This is a genomic window from Psychroserpens sp. (assembly GCF_045105015.1).
In the GTDB taxonomy this organism is placed as follows: Bacteria; Bacteroidota; Bacteroidia; order Flavobacteriales; family Flavobacteriaceae; genus Psychroserpens.
This window is the reverse complement of record NZ_JBGCCX010000074.1, coordinates 26,262-45,756: the sequence shown is the minus strand read 5'-3', so window position 1 is coordinate 45,756 and position 19,495 is coordinate 26,262. Positions and strand designations below refer to the sequence as shown.

Annotated in this window: 18 protein-coding genes; 13 read left to right on the top strand and 5 right to left on the bottom strand. The window is 31.9% G+C overall.

Translation table 11 applies throughout. The features are described 5' to 3' along the window. Both AB8B90_RS05930 and AB8B90_RS05925 read left to right on the top strand, forming a co-directional pair. Positions 1-208: hypothetical protein (locus AB8B90_RS05930; protein WP_405334692.1), on the top strand; the 208-nt coding region annotated here is incomplete at its 5' end. 126 nt (positions 209-334) lie between these two features. Beyond that, complete coding sequence (locus AB8B90_RS05925; RefSeq protein WP_405334690.1) at positions 335-1,120, top strand: carboxypeptidase-like regulatory domain-containing protein; 786 nt, start codon at positions 335-337, stop codon at positions 1,118-1,120. Positions 1,121-1,136: 16 nt separating this feature from the next. Here the strand turns inward: AB8B90_RS05925 and AB8B90_RS05920 are convergent, their stop codons facing one another. After that, positions 1,137-1,787 (bottom strand): TrmH family RNA methyltransferase, encoded by a 651-nt coding sequence (locus AB8B90_RS05920; RefSeq protein WP_405334688.1) that lies wholly within the window; start codon positions 1,785-1,787, stop codon positions 1,137-1,139. A gap of 34 nt (positions 1,788-1,821) precedes the next feature. On the opposite strand from AB8B90_RS05920, the gene AB8B90_RS05915 reads away from it, so the two are divergent. After that, on the top strand, positions 1,822-2,496 hold the full coding sequence (locus AB8B90_RS05915) for an SIR2 family NAD-dependent protein deacylase (protein WP_405334686.1): 675 nt from the start codon (positions 1,822-1,824) through the stop codon (positions 2,494-2,496). A 38-nt stretch (positions 2,497-2,534) separates the two neighbouring features. Here the strand turns inward: AB8B90_RS05915 and AB8B90_RS05910 are convergent, their stop codons facing one another. The 4 genes from AB8B90_RS05910 to AB8B90_RS05895 all read right to left on the bottom strand — a co-directional run bounded on the left by AB8B90_RS05910 (position 2,535) and on the right by AB8B90_RS05895 (position 4,723). Continuing rightward, positions 2,535-2,735, bottom strand: coding sequence for a helix-turn-helix transcriptional regulator (locus AB8B90_RS05910; RefSeq protein WP_405334684.1), 201 nt, complete (start codon positions 2,733-2,735; stop codon positions 2,535-2,537). Then, positions 2,735-3,184, bottom strand: coding sequence for a hypothetical protein (locus AB8B90_RS05905; RefSeq protein WP_405334682.1), 450 nt, complete (start codon positions 3,182-3,184; stop codon positions 2,735-2,737). Before AB8B90_RS05905 ends, AB8B90_RS05910 begins: the two co-directional genes overlap by 1 nt. 131 nt (positions 3,185-3,315) lie before the next feature. After that, a complete protein-coding gene (locus tag AB8B90_RS05900; protein ID WP_405334681.1) occupies positions 3,316-3,843 on the bottom strand; it encodes a hypothetical protein in 528 nt (175 codons plus the stop codon). Positions 3,844-3,910: 67 nt separating this feature from the next. Then, positions 3,911-4,723 carry a peptidylprolyl isomerase gene (locus tag AB8B90_RS05895; RefSeq protein ID WP_405334679.1) on the bottom strand — a complete coding sequence of 271 codons (813 nt, stop codon included), beginning with the start codon at positions 4,721-4,723 and terminating at the stop codon, positions 3,911-3,913. Between the two features lie 199 nt (positions 4,724-4,922). On the opposite strand from AB8B90_RS05895, the gene uvrA reads away from it, so the two are divergent. The 10 genes from uvrA to AB8B90_RS05845 all read left to right on the top strand — a co-directional run bounded on the left by uvrA (position 4,923) and on the right by AB8B90_RS05845 (position 19,449). Beyond that, positions 4,923-7,754 carry an excinuclease ABC subunit UvrA gene (gene uvrA, locus AB8B90_RS05890; RefSeq protein ID WP_405334677.1) on the top strand — a complete coding sequence of 944 codons (2,832 nt, stop codon included), beginning with the start codon at positions 4,923-4,925 and terminating at the stop codon, positions 7,752-7,754. A 31-nt stretch (positions 7,755-7,785) separates the two neighbouring features. Continuing rightward, entirely contained in the window at positions 7,786-8,472 is a 687-nt protein-coding gene (locus AB8B90_RS05885; protein WP_405334675.1) for a TIGR00730 family Rossman fold protein, read from the top strand. A 29-nt stretch (positions 8,473-8,501) separates the two neighbouring features. Continuing rightward, a complete protein-coding gene (locus tag AB8B90_RS05880) occupies positions 8,502-9,773 on the top strand; it encodes an endonuclease/exonuclease/phosphatase family protein (RefSeq protein ID WP_405334672.1) in 1,272 nt (423 codons plus the stop codon). Continuing rightward, complete coding sequence (locus AB8B90_RS05875; protein ID WP_405334669.1) at positions 9,770-12,622, top strand: metalloprotease; 2,853 nt, start codon at positions 9,770-9,772, stop codon at positions 12,620-12,622. The genes AB8B90_RS05880 and AB8B90_RS05875 overlap by 4 nt, the downstream gene beginning before the upstream one ends. A gap of 152 nt (positions 12,623-12,774) precedes the next feature. Further along, entirely contained in the window at positions 12,775-15,186 is a 2,412-nt protein-coding gene (locus tag AB8B90_RS05870) for a thiamine pyrophosphate-dependent enzyme (RefSeq protein WP_405334666.1), read from the top strand. A gap of 131 nt (positions 15,187-15,317) precedes the next feature. Beyond that, on the top strand, positions 15,318-16,172 hold the full coding sequence (ppk2, locus tag AB8B90_RS05865) for a polyphosphate kinase 2 (protein WP_405334663.1): 855 nt from the start codon (positions 15,318-15,320) through the stop codon (positions 16,170-16,172). Positions 16,173-16,176: 4 nt separating this feature from the next. Further along, positions 16,177-16,992 carry a polyphosphate kinase 2 gene (ppk2, locus tag AB8B90_RS05860; RefSeq protein ID WP_405334695.1) on the top strand — a complete coding sequence of 272 codons (816 nt, stop codon included), beginning with the start codon at positions 16,177-16,179 and terminating at the stop codon, positions 16,990-16,992. Between the two features lie 109 nt (positions 16,993-17,101). Then, a complete protein-coding gene (locus AB8B90_RS05855) occupies positions 17,102-18,706 on the top strand; it encodes a class I SAM-dependent methyltransferase (RefSeq protein ID WP_405334661.1) in 1,605 nt (534 codons plus the stop codon). Between the two features lie 3 nt (positions 18,707-18,709). Further along, positions 18,710-18,973, top strand: a complete 264-nt coding sequence (locus AB8B90_RS05850) for a DUF202 domain-containing protein (RefSeq protein WP_405334658.1) — start codon at positions 18,710-18,712, stop codon at positions 18,971-18,973. Beyond that, complete coding sequence (locus tag AB8B90_RS05845) at positions 18,970-19,449, top strand: hypothetical protein (protein WP_405334655.1); 480 nt, start codon at positions 18,970-18,972, stop codon at positions 19,447-19,449. Before AB8B90_RS05850 ends, AB8B90_RS05845 begins: the two co-directional genes overlap by 4 nt. Positions 19,450-19,495 lie beyond the last annotated feature (46 nt).

Here is a 19,495-nt window from a genome sequence, read left to right as displayed (position 1 = left end):
AAGTGATTCAGGCTCAGATAACAGAGGTGATAGACGCTCCACTGATGGAAGACGAAGCGATTCAAGAAATAGAAGTGACAGAAGAAGCAATGAAAATTCTGGTAACAGAAGTGACAGAAGACGTTCTGAAGGTGATTCAAGGCCATCTAGACGCTCTGAAAGTTCATCAGGTTCTGATAGACCAAGACGTTCTAGACGAAGAGACTAAACTAATAAACCTCACATTATTAATGTGAGGTTTTTTAATACCATGGTGTTAATATTAAGTCAAATTATAAGGTATTCAACCAGTAATTTACTTTTGTTTAGTACTTTTATGTCGTAATTATAATACATGAAACACCTACAACTACTAGTTTTTTTCTTTTTTACCACAATAATTTGTTTTGCACAAGACCCAACTTCTGTGATGGGAACTGTTATTGATGTCTCTACAGACCTACCCTTAGATCGCGTAAATATTGTAAATTTAAATCAAGTAATTGGAACATCATCTAATGACAAAGGTGTCTTTGAAATTAAAGCCAATGTAAACGACACACTTCATTTTTCTTACTTAGGTTACAAATCTATTAAAGTAAGAGTGACCAATGACTGGCTTAAGTTTGGGAATACAGAAATAGGTATGACCGAATTGGCATTAGCGCTTGAAGAAGTGGTAGTAAACCAATTAAAATTAACTGGTTACTTAGCTGTTGATATCAAACAAGTTCCTATAAAATCTAATTATAGATATAGCATTTCTGGCTTGTCTAACAAAGGCTATGAAGCAGGAAGCCGAAGACCTAATGCTGTAAATAAAGTCCTAGGCGCCATTTTTAATCCTGCAGATTTCTTACATAATATGTTTGGAAAGAAACCAAACGAACTACGCAAGTTAAAGAAAATGAAGCAAGATGATGAAATTAGAAATAATCTTGCCTCTCGATTTGATAGAGAGATGCTTCTAGTCTTATTACAGGTTGATAAATATGACTTAGATGAAATTATTAATCAGTGTAATTATTCTAAAGACTTCATTGATACTGCAAATGATCTTCAGGTACTTGATGCTATTAGCGAATGCTATGAAGAATATAAAGTTTTGAGTAGAAGTAATAAGAAATCAGGTCGATTTTAAATAGTTAATACGTTCATCAACTATAAAAACGCTCTATAATCTCATCATAACTCTTGATTGTTTTTTTACACCAATCTAATCGCTTTTCTGCTTGCTCAGCTTCTGAGAGTTGCCAATTAATATTTGATTGCTTTAGTTTAGTAGTTACATGTTGCAAAACTATTGCAGCAGAAACTGAAATATTTAAACTTTCAGTAAAACCAACCATTGGTATTTTTAGAAAACAATCTGCTTGCTCAATAACCTCCTGTGATAATCCATCCATTTCTCTTCCGAAGAAAAAACAAGACTTCTTTGAGACATCAAAATTATGAAGCATTGCATCCTTTTCATGAGGAGTCGTCGCTACAATTTGATAGCCTTTACCTTTCAAATCTGAAATAGATTCTTTTACCGAATGATATCTATTTAGATCTACCCATTTTTGAGCTCCCATTGCAATTTCACGATCGATACTTTTGCTATTCTGTTCTTCTATGATATTTACTTCCTGAATTCCAAAGACATCACAACTTCTGATTACTGCACTTGTATTATGTAATTGATAAACATCTTCGGTAGCCACAGTAAAATGTTTCGTGCGCTGGGAAAGCACTTGAGCAAAACGCTCTTTGCGATTTTCAGTGAGGTAAGTTTCTAAATGTTCAAGAAGTTTAAGGTCAGTCATGTCATAAAAATAAGGAATTTACTATTTTTAAACTATGAAAAAACACATTGTCGTATTAACTGGTGCAGGAATGAGTGCTGAAAGCGGATTGAAAACATTTAGAGATGCTAACGGATTATGGGAAGGTCATGATGTTATGGAAGTTGCAACTCCTGAAGGTTTTTCTAAAAATCCTGAATTAGTTTTGGAATTTTATAATCAACGTAGACGACAATTATTAAACGTTGAACCAAATTCTGCACATTTAGATTTAGTTGCTTTAGAAATCGAATATAATGTCACCATTATCACTCAAAATGTTGATGATTTACACGAACGTGCAGGAAGTAATAATGTGATTCATCTTCATGGCGAATTATTAAAAGTGAGAAGCTCGGGAAATGAAATGGATATACAAACTTGGAAGAAAGACCTTGTTCTTGGAGACACTTGCAAAAAAGGTTTTCAAATACGTCCACATATTGTATGGTTTGGTGAAGCAGTTCCAATGATAGATAAAGCCGCTGAAATTTGTGCTACAGCAGATACATTAATTATTATTGGGACTTCAATGCAGGTCTATCCTGCTGCAAGTTTAATGCATTATGTTCCTCAACACTCACCAACCTATTTTATAGATCCTAATCCAGCTATTGAGAGTAAATACAACTTAACTGTGATTGCAGAAACAGCGACAAAAGGAATGAAGATACTTAAAGAATTACTGTAATTATTTTTAAACAAAATAGAACAACTATGATAATTAATTTAATCATCAGAACTCAGTTTAAAAAAATTATTAACGGGCTTACTAAACACCTCTGAAAGCTTTAGAGCTAAAACTGTTGAAGGTACATATCTATTAGCTTCAATAGAATTTATGGTTTGACGAGAAACGCCTATTTTTTTTGCTAAATCATCTTGAGTCAAGCTTAAAATTGCGCGTTCAACTTTGATTGTGTTTTCCATTATCGCATGCGTTTTAAAGTATGAAAACATAACAACTGTACCATCAACATGAATAGCAATAATTGAAAATCACCTATATCATGAAATTCTTCACCTTCAGGTTTAAAAGCATTAGAGACTCCATATTCTATGAATGGCATTACTAATGCATAAATTGAACCTGCAACTAAAGCATACGTATAGGACTGCATTCTTAATTTCACAATCATTTCATCTTCCTCCTTATCTCTAGCAATAGACATTAACAACATTCCTACTAAAAGTGCTCTTCGCAACACTTCTTTAAGCACTTCTTGATCACCTTCTAGAGCAAATGCTCTCACAAACATCATCGCAATAGACAATCCTGCCACTACCAAACCCACTTTGTAAAAATAAGATGGCAATCTAAAATTAATAAGTCTTTCAAGACCTTTTCGTTCGCATTCTACAAAACTTTCTTTTTCCATAATTGACAAATATATTTTATATTAAGTAAAAATATTTTTACTATATGACAAATATACTTTACATTTTACAAATACGCAAATAAAAATCACTGTAATAATTAAAACAGTGATTTTATAGATTATAAAAAAATTTATTTACTCCTCTGTCCTACAAACTGTTGAGTCTTAAGTTTAAACAAAACATTAAAAGTAGTTAAACTTCCGTAGCTTCGTGTAATATATTGTTGGAGGTCAATTTTCTCTTGTTCGTCTAGATTGTTACTAGAATTAATTTTTTGTTCCATAACTCTTAATCGGTCTCTTACCATAGTAATCTTATGGAAAAAACTATCAATTGGAATCTCCTTACTTTGCAAGTCCGTATCTGCAGGTTCAAGAATTATCTTTCCACCTTTCCATTTATCAGCGATAGATACTACTTCTGTAACATCACTCCATTTTTTTAAAATTTGAACTAAACTACTTTCAACTTCAAAAAAACTAACGGTGTCAACCTCATCTTCTGCTGCTTCAATAACTTCAAATTCACAATCCAGTTCAATGGTTTCTAACCCGTTATCAATAAAAGTAACCCAATAATGCTTTGAAGTTACATTGGTGATTACACCTTTGCCATATTCTGAATGATTTATTCTTGACCCTATTCCTAATAATTTCATTTTATAAATTTTATTAATGTTCAACTAAAGTATAAATTAATATGATTTTGTGATTTTTAAAACTCTACTAATTATTTTTTAAACGAACCGAAAGTATTCTAACATTTTTAATTGGTCGATTCATACCATCTGTTTTAACTTTTGCAATAGAATCAATGACATTCAAACCTTCAATAACCTGCCCAAACACTGTATAATTCTGATCTAAATGTGGTGTTCCGCCTATTGTTTTGTAGACCTCTCGATGTGATTGTGGAATGGTATATTTTTCAAAATCTGAAAATGATTCAGCTAAGTTTTCAATACTATCGCTTAACTTTTTAGCCAACTTCATTTTATCATTTTCATAGGCATTTATATACCCATTAAACAACATTGAATCTTTATTAATCACATGATGTCTAGCCAGCATTTTATTAATTCTTGAGTCAGATATTTCTAAAAGACTATCATTATATATTTTTCCTTGAACAATAAAAAACTGCATCGCACTCGATACTCTTCCTAGTGACTCTTCTCTTGCCGTAGACAAAGCTCCTTTTTTATGAAACAAATCTGGTCTAAACTCTGCTTCAACAGAATACTCTAGATCACCTTCTCCTAACATATCTCCAGCCTTAGCATTTTTGCTGTCAGGATCACCACCTTGGATCATAAAATTTTCAATCACACGATGAAACAACAAACTATCATAAGCTTTATCATTAATTAATGTAATAAAATTATCACGATGCAAAGGCGTTTCATTATAAAGTTCTATAACCATTGTACCATAATTGGTTGTCATTTCTACAATAGTTTTATCTTCTGACTTTGAGTAATAACTAAAAAAAATCAAGCATGAAACTATGGCTATTACAATTTTAAAATTTGTTTTCATTTCTGTATGATTGATTATCAATTAGATTAAATTTACATAAGCAAAATAGTTTCTAAAATTAAATCTTTAATTTCAATATTCCTATCACCTTAAATAGCTATACTTTAACAAAACTCTAAACAATCCTCGCTTCTGTTTTAATGCTAAAATCTTTACCTTTGCAACTTTGTGAACATAACTCACATTTTCAGGATCATTTATGAGCAAATTCGACGAAACCATCGAGGTTAAAGGTGCTAGAGTACATAACTTAAAAAACATTGATGTTTCTATTCCTAGGGAACAATTAGTAGTGATTACTGGTTTATCGGGAAGTGGAAAATCGTCTTTGGCTTTTGATACTATTTATGCTGAAGGTCAGCGTCGTTATATCGAAACTTTTTCAGCTTATGCTCGACAGTTTTTAGGTGGATTAGAACGTCCTGATGTCGATAAAATAGATGGTTTATCACCAGTGATTGCTATTGAACAGAAAACCACAAGTAAGTCGCCTCGTTCTACAGTAGGTACGATTACTGAAATTTATGACTTCCTTCGCCTTCTCTTTGCTCGTGCTAGTGATGCTTACAGTTATAATACTGGAGAAAAAATGGTTAGTTACAGCGATGAGCAAATCAAAAATCTTATTACTGAAAGTTACAAAGGCAAGCGCATAAACATCCTCTCTCCTATCATACGCTCAAGAAAAGGACATTATAGAGAACTTTTTGAACAAATTGCAAAACAAGGCTTTGTAAAAGTAAGAACTGATGGTGAGGTTCGCGATTTAGTTAAAGGTATGAAGTTAGATCGCTACAAAACACATGATATTGAAATTGTTATCGACCGACTCAAGATTGATGATACTTCTGACAATGATAAACGTCTAACAGAAACCATAAATACAGCCATGTATCATGGAGATGACGTATTGATGGTTCTTGATCATGATACTAATGAGACACGTTATTTTAGCCGAAATTTAATGTGTCCATCATCAGGTATTTCATATCCAAACCCTGAACCAAATAATTTTTCATTCAACTCTCCCAAAGGCGCATGTCAGACTTGTAATGGTATTGGAACGTTATATCAGGTTAATGAAAATAAAATTGTACCTGATGATAGCTTGTCTATAAAAGCAGGAGCATTAGCGCCACACGGACCACAAAAAAATAGTTGGATTTTTAAGCAGTTTGAAACCATTGCGCAGCGTTTTAATTTTAGCTTAAATGATCCTTTCAAAAAAATTCCTAGTGAAGCCAAGCAAATGATTATGTATGGTGGAAATGATAAGTTTTCAGTGGAAAGTAAATCGCTTGGAGTTACTCGAGATTATAACATAGACTTTGAAGGTGTTGCAAATTTTATTGAGAGTCAATATAAAAATGCCGAAACCACTTCTCTTAAGCGTTGGGCAAAAGCCTATATGGATAAAGTAACTTGTCCGACATGTGAAGGATCCCGTTTAAGAAAAGAATCTCTTTATTTCAAAGTTAATGAATTAAGTATTGCGGAATTAGCTAATAAAGACATTGTTGATTTTGCTAATTGGTTTGAAGACTTAGAAAATCATCTAAGCGACAAACAATTCAAAATTGCAGAAGAAATTATAAAAGAGATTAAAGCTAGATCGAAGTTTTTATTAGATGTTGGTTTAGATTACTTATCACTTAACAGAAGTTCAAAATCGCTATCAGGTGGTGAAGCTCAACGTATCAGACTTGCTACACAAATAGGTTCTCAATTAGTTGGTGTACTCTATATTTTAGACGAACCAAGTATTGGTTTACACCAACGTGACAACGAAAAACTCATTAACTCCTTAGTTTCACTCCGTGATATAGGCAACTCAGTCATTGTTGTAGAGCATGATAAAGACATGATTGAACGTGCAGACTATGTTATTGATATTGGTCCGGAAGCTGGAAAATATGGTGGAGAAATTATTAGTATTGGTAACCCAAAAGAATTATTATCTCATGATACTTTAACAGCAGATTACCTCAACGGAAATAAAGAAATTCCAACACCAAAAACTAGACGAAAAGGCAATGGAAAGAAAATCACTTTAAAAGGTTGTACAGGTAACAATTTAAAAAATGTAACTATAGAGTTTCCACTAGGAAAAATGATAGGAATTACTGGTGTTTCTGGAAGTGGTAAATCAACACTTATCAACGAAACCTTATATCCAATAATGAATGCACATTATTTTAATGGTGTAAAAATACCGATGCCATATAAAAGCATTAAAGGTCTAGAGCATTGTGATAAAGTTATTGACATCAACCAAACTCCTATTGGTCGGACTCCTAGAAGTAATCCAGCAACATATACAGGAACGTTTAGCGAAATTAGAAGCTTGTTTTCAAAAATTCCTGAAGCCATGATTCGTGGATACAAACCAGGACGTTTCAGTTTTAACGTTAAAGGTGGTCGTTGTGAAACTTGTCAAGGTGGTGGGTTAAGAGTAATTGAAATGAATTTCTTACCTGATGTGTATGTAGAATGTGAAACATGTCAAGGGAAACGTTTTAATAGAGAAACCTTAGAAATTCGTTACAAAGGAAAGTCAATTAGTGACGTACTTAATATGACAATGAATGAAGCTGTAGATTTCTTTGAGCACATTCCTAAAATTCATAAAAAACTAAAAACCATTGTTGATGTAGGTTTAGGCTATATCACTTTAGGTCAGCAAAGCACAACACTTTCAGGTGGTGAGGCTCAACGTATCAAATTAGCGACAGAACTAAGCAAAAGAGATACTGGAAACACATTTTACATCCTTGACGAACCTACAACAGGTTTACATTTTGAAGATATTAGAGTTTTAATGCAGGTATTAAATAAACTAGTAGATAAAGGTAATACCGTTTTAATTATCGAACACAACTTAGATGTTATTAAAATGTGTGACCATATAATAGACATTGGATACGAAGGTGGTCAAGGTGGTGGAAATATTGTAGCCAAAGGAACTCCAGAACATATTATTAAAGATAAAAAGAGTTACACTGCAAAATTCTTGAAAAAAGAGTTAAATTAGCAAGTTGACTTATAATTAATATAAAAAATAAATGAGAAAAGAACATAACCACAAAGGATGGAATGAAATAAAAACTAACGACTCTTGGGCAATTTTTAAAATTATGGGTGAATTCGTAAATGGTTACGAAAAACTCAGTAAAATTGGACCTTGTGTCTCTATTTTCGGATCTGCAAGAACTAAACCAGACCATAAATATTATAAACTAGCCGAAGATGTTGCTACTAAAATTGTAGAACATGGTTATGGTGTAATTACTGGTGGTGGACCAGGAATTATGGAAGCTGGTAACAAAGGTGCTCACATTGCTGGAGGAACTTCAGTAGGATTAAATATTGAATTGCCTTTCGAACAGCATGATAATCCATATATTGATTCTGATAAAAGTTTAGATTTTGATTACTTCTTTGTAAGAAAAGTAATGTTTGTAAAATATTCACAAGGATTCGTTGTTATGCCTGGAGGTTTCGGAACACTTGATGAACTTTTTGAAGCCATGACATTAATTCAAACTAATAAAATTGAAAAATTCCCTATTATTTTAGTTGGAACAGAATTTTGGGGAGGATTAATGGATTGGATTAAATCGACTCTTTTAGAAGAGAAAAATATTAGCCCAAAAGATCTTGACTTAATTCATGTAGTTGATAGTTCAGATGAAGTGATAACAATTTTAGACAGTTTCTATAAAGAGTACGGATTGAGTCCAAATTTCTAAAAAAGCCAACATTTACTTTTACAATAGCTATGAAAAAGAAAATAAGTTTGGTAATGATGCTTTCGTGCATCTTTGCATTTAATGGTTTGCATGCACAGGAAAATTTTAAATTGATGTTTTATAATCTTTTAAATTTTCCATTAGAGGATGCAGTGCCTAACCGTATACAAGGTTTGGATATTGTTCTAGGTGATTATCAACCAGATTTATTTATGGTTTGTGAACTTAATAATGAATTTGGAGCTGATACCGTTTTAAATTCGCTTCAAGCCATAAATCCAAATTTCCAACGTGCTGTATTTGAACTTAACACTTCTGATGACACCATTAGTGATCAGAATGATCTTCAAAATTTGATTTTTTATGACAGTACAAAGTTTGTATTAGAAAGTCAAACAATTATTACTTCAATTTTTAGGGATTTTAATCACTATAAGCTAAAAATTAATTCTGTTCAAGCAAATACTAATCCAGTGTTTATTGATGTTATTGTTTGTCATTTAAAAGCTTCTAGTGGTGTTCAAAATCAAAATTTGAGGTTTCAAATGGTTGAGGATTTAACAGAATACTTAGAAACGTTATCATCAGAAAGTAATGTGGTTTTAGCAGGTGATTTTAATGTCTACACCGATTCAGAGCCAGCATTTCAAGAACTGATAGATGCTGATGATGATAATAACATCGTTTTTGTTGATCCAGCAAATCGTATTGGAAGCTGGCATAACAATACAACTTATCTTGATGTGATGACTCAATCTACAAGAACAGATTCAGGTTTTGGAGGTTCTACTGGAGGTTTTGATGATCGATTTGATTTTATAATGACTTCAGAGAACATGTTAACAAATCCAGAAATAAAATATGTAGACGATAGTTATAAAGTATATGGCAATAATAACAATCCGAATTGCTATAATCAATCTATAAATTCTTCAAATTGCTCTGGATCAGATTATTCATTTATAATTAGAAGTTCATTACATAATTTTAGTGATCACCTTCCAGTAACATTAGAATTGGAAACAAATCAAACCTTATCATTAAAATCGTTTTCAACTACAGTAGCCATTCAATTTATTGGATCAAATCTTATTGATGATGTTGTAAAATTGAAATTGAACCCTCTAACACAATTAAAAACACTAATCATTAACAATAGTTTAGGACAAACCGTTAAAACAATTTCAGTAAATAATTCGTTGTATATAAAAGAAAACTTGTCTTCCCTAGCTGCTGGTGTATATTATATTAGCTCACCTGAACGACAATTTAAACCATTAAAATTTATTATCACACATTGAAATTAAAGTACGCTTTCTTAGTCATATTTAGTTTAGGGTTTTGTAACATCAGTTTTGGTCAGAACAGTATTGACCTAAAAGCTGATTTCGATGTGGAGCATAAAACCATTCAGATACAACAGAAAATCAGATATCAAAACACAAGCAACGATGCTTTAAAGGTCATCTATCTCAATGATTGGAATAATGCTTACTCAAATAAAAAAACACCCTTAGCTAAACGATTTGAAGAAGAATTCAGCCTTAAGGTTCACCTAGCTAAACCTGAACAACGTGGTTATACGACAATTACTTCATTAAAAAACAATAAAAATTCAGATCTCAAATTCAATAGTCTTGAAGACCATCCAGATATTGTAAAAATAGAACTTGATAAACCATTATTACCTAATGAAATTTACGAACTCAACCTAGATTATAATTTGGTATTACCAGACGACACATTTACTGGTTATGGGATTACAGAAAGCAAAGAGTTTAATTTAAAATATTGGTACTTAACTCCTGCTGTGTATAATGGAGAATGGCAAATTTACAGTAATAAGAATATTGATGATTTATATACACCTAAAGCCAATCTAAATTTAGAAATAAGCTTTCCTTTAGGATATACTTTTATTTCGGAATTGAATACCATCGACATTCAACAAACAAAAAACAAACAGACTATAAAACTTAATGGTGAAGACAGAGTCAATACGACATTTGAGCTGGTTAAGTTTTCAGATTTCAAATTTGTACAAACCGATGACTTTACAATTATTTCCAACATAAGCAGTAAAGGAATCCCTTCTGAAGTAAAGGCTTTAATTACAGACAAAATCACAGATTATATCACAGAGAACTTAGGTGATTATCCGCACGAACGTTTGTTGATTACAAAAAATGATTACAAAAAAGATCCGTTGTATGGTTTAAATCAATTACCAGATTTTATTAGACCTTTTCCTGATAGTTTTCAATATGAATTAAAATTATTGAAGACAGCTCTAAAAACATATTTAGACAACACTCTCTTAGTCAACCCTAGAAAAGATTATTGGATTAAAGAAGGTATTCAGATTTATTACCTGATGAAATATGTAGAAACATACTATCCAGATACTAAAATGATTGGCACCTTAGCTAATCTTTGGGGAATAAGATCGTTTCACGCTTCTGATCTATACTACAATGACCAGTTTGTAATGTTTTACATGCAAATGGCAAGAACTAACAGAGATCAAGCCTTAACTACGTCTAAAGATTCTTTATTGAAATTTAACTCAAATATTGCAAGTAAATACAAAGCAGGTGTTGGTTTACGATATTTAGACGATTTTGTAAACGGAAACACTGTTGAATCGACCATTAATCAGTATCTGCAACAGCAAAAACTAAAAATAACCTCTTCAAAGGATTTTGAAAAAATTCTTAAGCAAAATACAAATAAAGATATCGATTGGTTTTTTTCAGACTATGTCAATTCAAGAAAAAAAATTGATTTCAAAATTAAAGACATTGAAGCTACCGAAGATTCAATAACCCTTACCATTAAAAACAAAAGGAACAATAACGTTCCTGTGTCCTTATTTACTTTAGATAAAGATTCTATTCTAACTAAAACATGGATTGAAAACATTAACGAAAGTAAAACACTTACAATTCCTAAAGGAGAAAACACCAAGTTTGCATTAAACTACGATAATACCATACCTGAATTTAATCTTCGTGATAATTATAAAACTTTAAACAGCAATTTTTTAAATAATAAACCTCTACAATTTAGGCTAATTCAAGATGTAGAAGATCCATATTACAATCAGATTTTCATGATGCCATTGATTGAATTTGAAAACATTTATGACGGATTAACACTTGGTGGTAAATTTTACAATAAAACACTCTTAAAAAAGAGGCTTAATTATAAAATATCACCACAATATGCCACAAATTCAAAAACACTAACAGGAAGTGCATCAGTACGTTACACACATTATGTTGAAAACAGAGATTTATTTAGAATCAATTACGGAATAAGCTCAAGTTATTCTTCATTTGCAGAAGAAGCGTTTGTAACTCGAATTTCACCAAGTATTTCATTCAATTTTAGAGATTATGATGATTTAAGATCTGATGAATTTCAAAGTCTTAGTTTTAGATTTTTAACTATTAAAAGAGATGTTGGTGACGAAACTGTATTTGAGGTTGATAATGATATTGTTAATGAACCTGATTACAGTGTGTTTAATGTGAGATATGTAAGTGGCAAACCAGGTATAATAAATTTTAAAAGATGGTTTTATGATCTTCAGTTTGCTGAACGGTTTGGAAAAATTGCTCTAAATTATGAATATAGAAAGCTTTCAGAACGCAACAGGCAATTCAATATTCGTATCTATGCTGGAACATTTTTATATAATAAAACGGATACTGAATCAGACTATTTTAGTTTTGCACTAGACAGGCCAACAGATTATATGTTCGATTATAATTATTTAGGTCGTTCAGAATCTTCAGGTATTTTTAGTCAGCAAATTATAATAGCTGAAGGTGGATTTAAATCGATGCTAGATACACCTTTTGCAAATCGATGGATGACAACCGTAAATACTAGTACAACGATATGGAAATACGTTGAAGCTTATGGAGATATTGGTTTGGTTAAAAACCGTGGAATAGATCCAAAATTTGTTTACGATTCTGGCATTCGACTCAATTTAATAACAGATTATTTTGAGGTTTACTTTCCTATATACTCTAATTTAGGTTGGGAAGTTGGACAACCTAATTATGAAGAACGCATTCGGTTTTTATTCACTTTAGATCCTGGTAGATTATTAGGCTTATTTAGGCGCAAGTGGTTTTAAGAAATCCCTAACTAAACTCCTTTATTTTTAACATTATTAAGAATATCGTAAAATTTATACTCTTTTTATGATAATTTATTAAATTTATAACAATACTCAACGTTGTAAAACATAGAAACTTTAGTTAAATTTGCAACTTATAACTTTAAGCTATGCAAACCGATTCTAATACCAAAACAGATTTAACATTCGAAGACTTCAAATCTCAAGTTATAAACGATTATAAAATTGCTGTAACTAGTAGAGAATGTAGTTTGTTAGGCCGACGTGAAGTATTGACTGGTAAAGCAAAATTTGGAATCTTTGGTGATGGTAAAGAAATTCCTCAACTCGCTTGGGCTAAAGTTTTTAAAAATGGAGACTTTAGATCTGGTTACTACAGAGATCAAACCTTCATGATGGCTATTGGAGAATTAACTATCGAACAATTTTTTGCAGGTTTATACGGAACTACAGACATTAATCTTGAACCAATGTCGGCTGGCCGTCAAATGGGTGGTCACTATGGAACACACAGTCTTGATGAAAATAGTGACTGGAAAAACCTAACAAAGCAAAAGAATTCTAGTGCAGACATATCTCCTACAGCTGGACAAATGCCAAGACTTTTAGGGTTAGCTCAAGCCTCTAAAATTTATAGAAATGTAGAAGGAATTGACACTACCAATTTCTCTAATAAAGGCAATGAAATTGCTTGGGGAACTATTGGAAATGCGAGTACAAGTGAAGGATTGTTTTTTGAAACTATCAATGCCGCTGGAGTACTACAAGTACCTATGGTAATAAATGTTTGGGATGACGAATATGGAATTTCTGTTCATGCTAAACACCAAACAACAAAAGAAAACATCTCAGAAATTTTGAAAGGATTTCAGCGAGATGAAGAGCAAAATGGATACGAAATATTAAGAGTTAATGGATGGGACTATCCAGCATTAATTGAAACGTACCAAAAAGCCGAATACATTGCTCGAAATGAACACGTTCCTGTAATGATTCATGTTCAAGAATTAACACAACCACAAGGACATTCAACTTCTGGGTCACACGAACGCTATAAAAGTAAAGAACGTTTAGAGTGGGAAGCAGAATTTGATTGTATCGCCCAAATGAAAATTTGGATGATTAGTAATAATATTGCTAATCAAGAGGAGCTTGATGCTATTGATAAAAGTATTAAAAAGGAAGTCGTTGTTGGTAAAAAAGCAGCTTGGAATAATTATTTAAATCCAATAAAATCAGAACAACAAGATGCTATAAATATTCTTACTGAATTAGCAGAATCAAGTTCAAACCAAGTCTTTATTAATAAAATTCTTAATGATTTAAAAGAAATTGCCGAACCTATTCGAAAAGATATGGCTTCAGCAGTTAGAAAGGCATTACGCTATGTGGTGTCTGAAGAATCCGTAGCTAAAAATAATGCGCAACATTGGGTAAATACTTATATGTTATCTGTTCAACCAAAATATAGTTCACATCTACATAGTGCTTCAAAACATGCTGCAATTCATATTGATGAAGTTTTACCTACATACGATAATGATGCTGAAGATGTTGATGGAAGACTTATAATAAGAGATAATTTTGATGCCATTTTTAACAATTATCCAGAAGCTTTAGTTTTTGGTGAAGATGCTGGAAATATTGGTGATGTAAATCAAGGACTTGAAGGTCTTCAAGAAAAATACGGAGAACTCAGAATTGCCGATGCAGGAATTAGAGAAGCAACGATTCTCGGACAAGGAATAGGAATGGCTATGCGTGGTCTAAGACCAATTGCAGAAATACAATACTTAGATTACATTTTGTACGCCTTACAAATTATGAGTGATGATTTAGCAACACTTCAATACAGAACCAAAGGCAGACAAAAAGCACCACTTATTGTGAGAACACGTGGTCACAGATTAGAAGGAATTTGGCACTCTGGCTCTCAACTCGGAGGTGTTATTAATCTTATACGAGGTATTCATGTTTTAGTTCCTAGAAATATGACTAAAGCAGCAGGTTTTTACAACACACTTCTTGAGAGTGATGAACCTGCATTAATTATTGAATGTTTAAATGGTTATCGTCTAAAAGAAAAAATGCCTAATAATATTGGTGAATTCAAAACACCTGTTGGAGTTGTTGAAACTGTTAAAGAAGGAACTGATATCACTCTAGTTTCTTATGGTTCTACTCTGAGAATTGTAGAACAAACAGCTAGAGAGCTACTCGAAGTTGGTATTGATGCTGAAATTATTGATGTGCAGTCTTTATTACCTTTTGACCTCAAGCATGACATTGTAAAAAGTGTAGCTAAAACGAATCGACTAATGGTAATTGATGAAGATGTTCCTGGAGGAGCTTCTGCTTATATCCTAAATGAAATTTTAAATACACAAAATGCGTTTCAACATCTTGATAGTCAACCTAAAACTTTAGCTGCACAACCTCATCGTCCAGCTTATGGAACAGATGGCGACTACTTTTCAAAGCCGTCTGCTGAAGACATTTTTGAGGCCGTTTATGAAGTCATGCATGAGGCTAACCCATCTGACTATCCTAAATTGAGATAATATCATAACGCATAAAATTATCAAAACCTTCCCATAATTCGGAAGGTTTTTTTGTAGCTTCAAAATGATAAAAGTCATAAAATTAGTATTCATTTTTTCATAATTTTATTGCTTACTTTAAACACTAATTTATGCTTACAGAAGAATTACTAAAATCATTCAAAACTAAAAATGACTTTATTTCTTATTTAGACACGCACATAACTGAAAAACCAGAGTATCAATCTGCTTTAGAAAAATATAAATACGAACAGGAATTACTTCCACTACAAGCAGAATTAGTTGACTTTCAGCGTTGGGTTCAAAAAGAAAACAAAAAAATAGCAATTATTTTTGAAGGGCGTGATGCATCAGGAAAAGGGGGAACTATCAAACGATTTAAAGAGCACCTCAATCCAAGAGCAATGCGAATTGTAGCGCTAAACAAACCAACTGAAGTTGAAAAAAACCAATGGTATTTCAATAGATATATTAAAGAATTACCAAATGCTGGAGAGATTGTGTTTTTTGACAGAAGTTGGTATAATAGAGCCGTTGTAGAACCTGTCATGGGATTTTGCACAAAGCAACAATACAACCAATACATGATTCAGGTTCCAGAATTTGAAAATATGCTTTACGAATCAGGAACAACTATTATCAAATTTTGGTTTTCAGTATCTAAAGAAGAACAACAACGTCGTTTCGAAAAACGATTAAAAAACCCACTTAAAAAGTGGAAATTTAGTCCTGTAGATGAAAAAGGTCAAGAACTTTGGGATGATTTTACTACTTATAAAAATCAGATGTTCTCTAGAACTCACAACTCATTTTCACCTTGGGTAATTATAAAATCTAACGATAAAAAGCAAGCCAGACTTGAAAGTATAAAATATGTATTAAGCCTATTTGACTACGATAATAAAGGTGCAAATTGTAAAAGCATTCTTCCCGACCCAAATATTGTACAGCGTTATTTTAGAAACACCATTCAACTTGATCAATAAAAAAATTACAATGACTGAAAAAAACCTAAATATTATCAATTCTAAAAAAGGCATTGAAGCATTATTACGTCAAAAACGTTTAGACACTAAAAAAGCGATTCAAAATGTAAAATATGAAAAACGTCTAGAAAAACTTCAGGAAGAAATGCTAATACTTCAACAGTGGGTAGCAAAAAACAACAAAAAAGTTATTATATTATTTGAAGGACGTGATGCAGCAGGTAAAGGTGGTGCAATAAGACGAATCATTCAACACCTTCCGCCTCGTGCTATTCGTGTCGAAGCCCTACCAAAACCAAATGAAACTGAAATTGGACAGTGGTATTTCCAACGTTACATCAATCGTTTACCAAATAATGGTGAAATCGTATTTTTTGATAGAAGTTGGTACAACAGAGCTGTGGTTGAGCCTGTTAATGAATTTTGCACTAAAAAAGAATACGACATTTTTATGGGACAGGTGAATGAATTTGAAAAAATGATTCAAGACTCAGGCATCTATTTGCTTAAGCTATATTTCTCAATCACACAAAAAGAGCAAGAACGTCGTTTTAAAGACATCATTGACTCTAGTCATAAAAAATGGAAGTATAGTGATGTTGATAAAAAGGCATTATCACTATGGGACGAGTACACATCCTATAAAGAAGCTATGTTTGAAAACACTCAAATAAATGCACCATGGAAAATTATTAAAGCGAATAGGAAAACTAATGCTAGAATTAGAGCTTTTGAATACATACTAAAGAAAATTCCATACGAAACCAAAGATGTTGAAACGATAAGACATAAAACATTACGTTCTATCTTAAATGAATAATTTTTAAAAAACTAAAATGACTATTCATTATTAGAAAATTTTATTAAATAATTAGAAAAACCATCTCACTATTGATGGTTTTTCTATATTTATAGGAAACAACCAAACTATGCTTTCTAAACAAGACAAACAAAAATTAAGAGGCCACATCTTTAGGCATCTTGATGGTATTGCTACTGCAACTTCAGCTTTTACGCTTCATAAAAAAGGTGTTCTAGCCTATATTTTAAAAGAAGAAAAAGTATCATTAGATGCACTAACAACTAAATTTGAAGCCAATGAAGGTTATCTAAATGTAGCATTACGTATTTTATCGTCTCAAGGATGGCTTGTTCAACATTTAAATAATGAAAGTAATTCGGTGTCTTATGAAACTAACCACGTAAGTGAAAGTGCATTTAAATTAGTAAAACATTATGAGGAAGCTGTAAAACTTCTAAATTATACAGTAAAGTTATCAAGTGAGCCTATAGGAATAGATGCTTTTAATATTTTAGAAAAGGTATTTAAGTCTTTTGAATCAAAATATGGTATGGATGTTTCAAATGAAACTTCGGTAGAATATCAAATTTTAAAACATATTGAAGGTGTAATCATTGCTCCAATAATTGTTAGAATGGGAATGAATGGATTGTTCCATAAATATTTCATGGAAGCGTCTTTTACTGCTGAAGAATACCATAAAAATCCTGAGAGTTTTAAAAAAATATTAGATTTCTTCTCACATTTAGGATGGTTCAATAAAAAGAAAAACACGTATCAATTTACAAATGAAGGTTTGTTTTTCGCCAAGAGAGCTAGTGCTTATGGTGTAACCGTTTCTTACATACCAACATTTATTCATTTAGACGATTTAATCTTTGGGAATTCTAACATTCTAAAAACAGATTCTCCAAATGAAACTGAAAAGCATGTACATCGTGAGATGAATGTTTGGGGAAGTGGTGGTGCACACTCTACCTATTTCAAAGTTATAGATGAAGTCATTATAAAACTTTTTAATAAACCTATTGACGAGCAACCTAAAGGTATTTTAGATATGGGTTGTGGAAATGGCGCTTTTATTCAACACATTTTTGATGTCATTGAATATCAAACTAAAAGAGGTAGAATGCTTGATGAGCACCCATTATTATTAGTTGGAGCTGATTTTAATCAAGCAGCACTGAAAGTCACAAGAGCTAATCTGATAAAAGCAGATATTTGGGCTAAGGTGATTTGGGGAGATATTGGTAGACCAGATTTATTAGCTAAAGATTTAAAAGAAGATTATAATATTGAGCTAAAAGATTTACTTAATGTTAGAACCTTTTTAGATCATAATAGAATCTGGGAAGCACCTCAAACTAAAACTAATAGAGTTAGCGATTCTTCTGGAGCATATGCAAGTAATGGAAATCGTTTGAATAATAATTTAGTTGAAGATTCATTATTAGAACATCTAACCAAATGGAAGCCATATGTGGAACGTTTTGGTTTATTAATGATAGAATTACATACTGTTAACCCACATTTAGTTGCTCAAAACATTGGAAAAACTGCAGCAACAGCTTATGATGGAACACATGGTTATAGCGATCAATACATATTAGAGGTTGATGTATTTAATAAAATAGCGAAAGAGGCAGGCTTAAATCCCGATCCTAACTATTTTGCTAAATTTCCAAATAGTGACTTAGCTACAGTAAGTGTTAACTTACTAAAAGGCAACTAATTTATGAAAGAAGAACAACAACTTATTACAAGAGATTGGTTAGCTGTTGAGCGAACTAAACTTGCTAACGAACGTACGTTTTTAGCCTATTTTAGAACCTTCGTTGTTTTTTTAGGCACAGGATTAACAGTTCTTAAAATTGAATTCTTTTCCGATTTAAAAAGCTTCGGAATTGCACTTCTAATCCTATCTCCAATTATTTTAATTGTTGGATTAATTCGATTATTCCGTGTAAAACAAATCATCAGAAAACATTATAAAATTTGAAAGCAGTTTCAGTAGTTACCATAAAAAAAGAATTAAAACATCGTTCGCATGACGAACTCATGCAATTATGTTTAAGACTTTCTAGATTCAAAAAAGAAAACAAGGAACTCCTTACCTACCTCCTATTTGAATCTCATGATGAATCTGGATATATCGAAACAGTCAAAGCTGAAATAGACTCTCAATTTGAAATGATAAATACCAACAGTTATTTCTACATAAAAAAGAGTGTCCGAAAAATTTTAAGACATATAAAAAAGTATGCTCGGTATTCTCTTAAAAAAGAAACAGAAGCTGAGTTACTTCTTTACTATTGCTGGAAATTAAAAGAATTTAAACCTTCTATTAAGCATAATACTACGCTTATAAATATTTATAATAGACAATTAACGCTAGTTGAAAAGATTATTTCAAAATTACATGAAGATTTGCAGTATGACTATGGCTTGAAGGTTGAAGAATTAGGTTATTTATAAGTTGAACCAGCCTAACTCTAATTTTATTAAAAACAACTGAGATTGA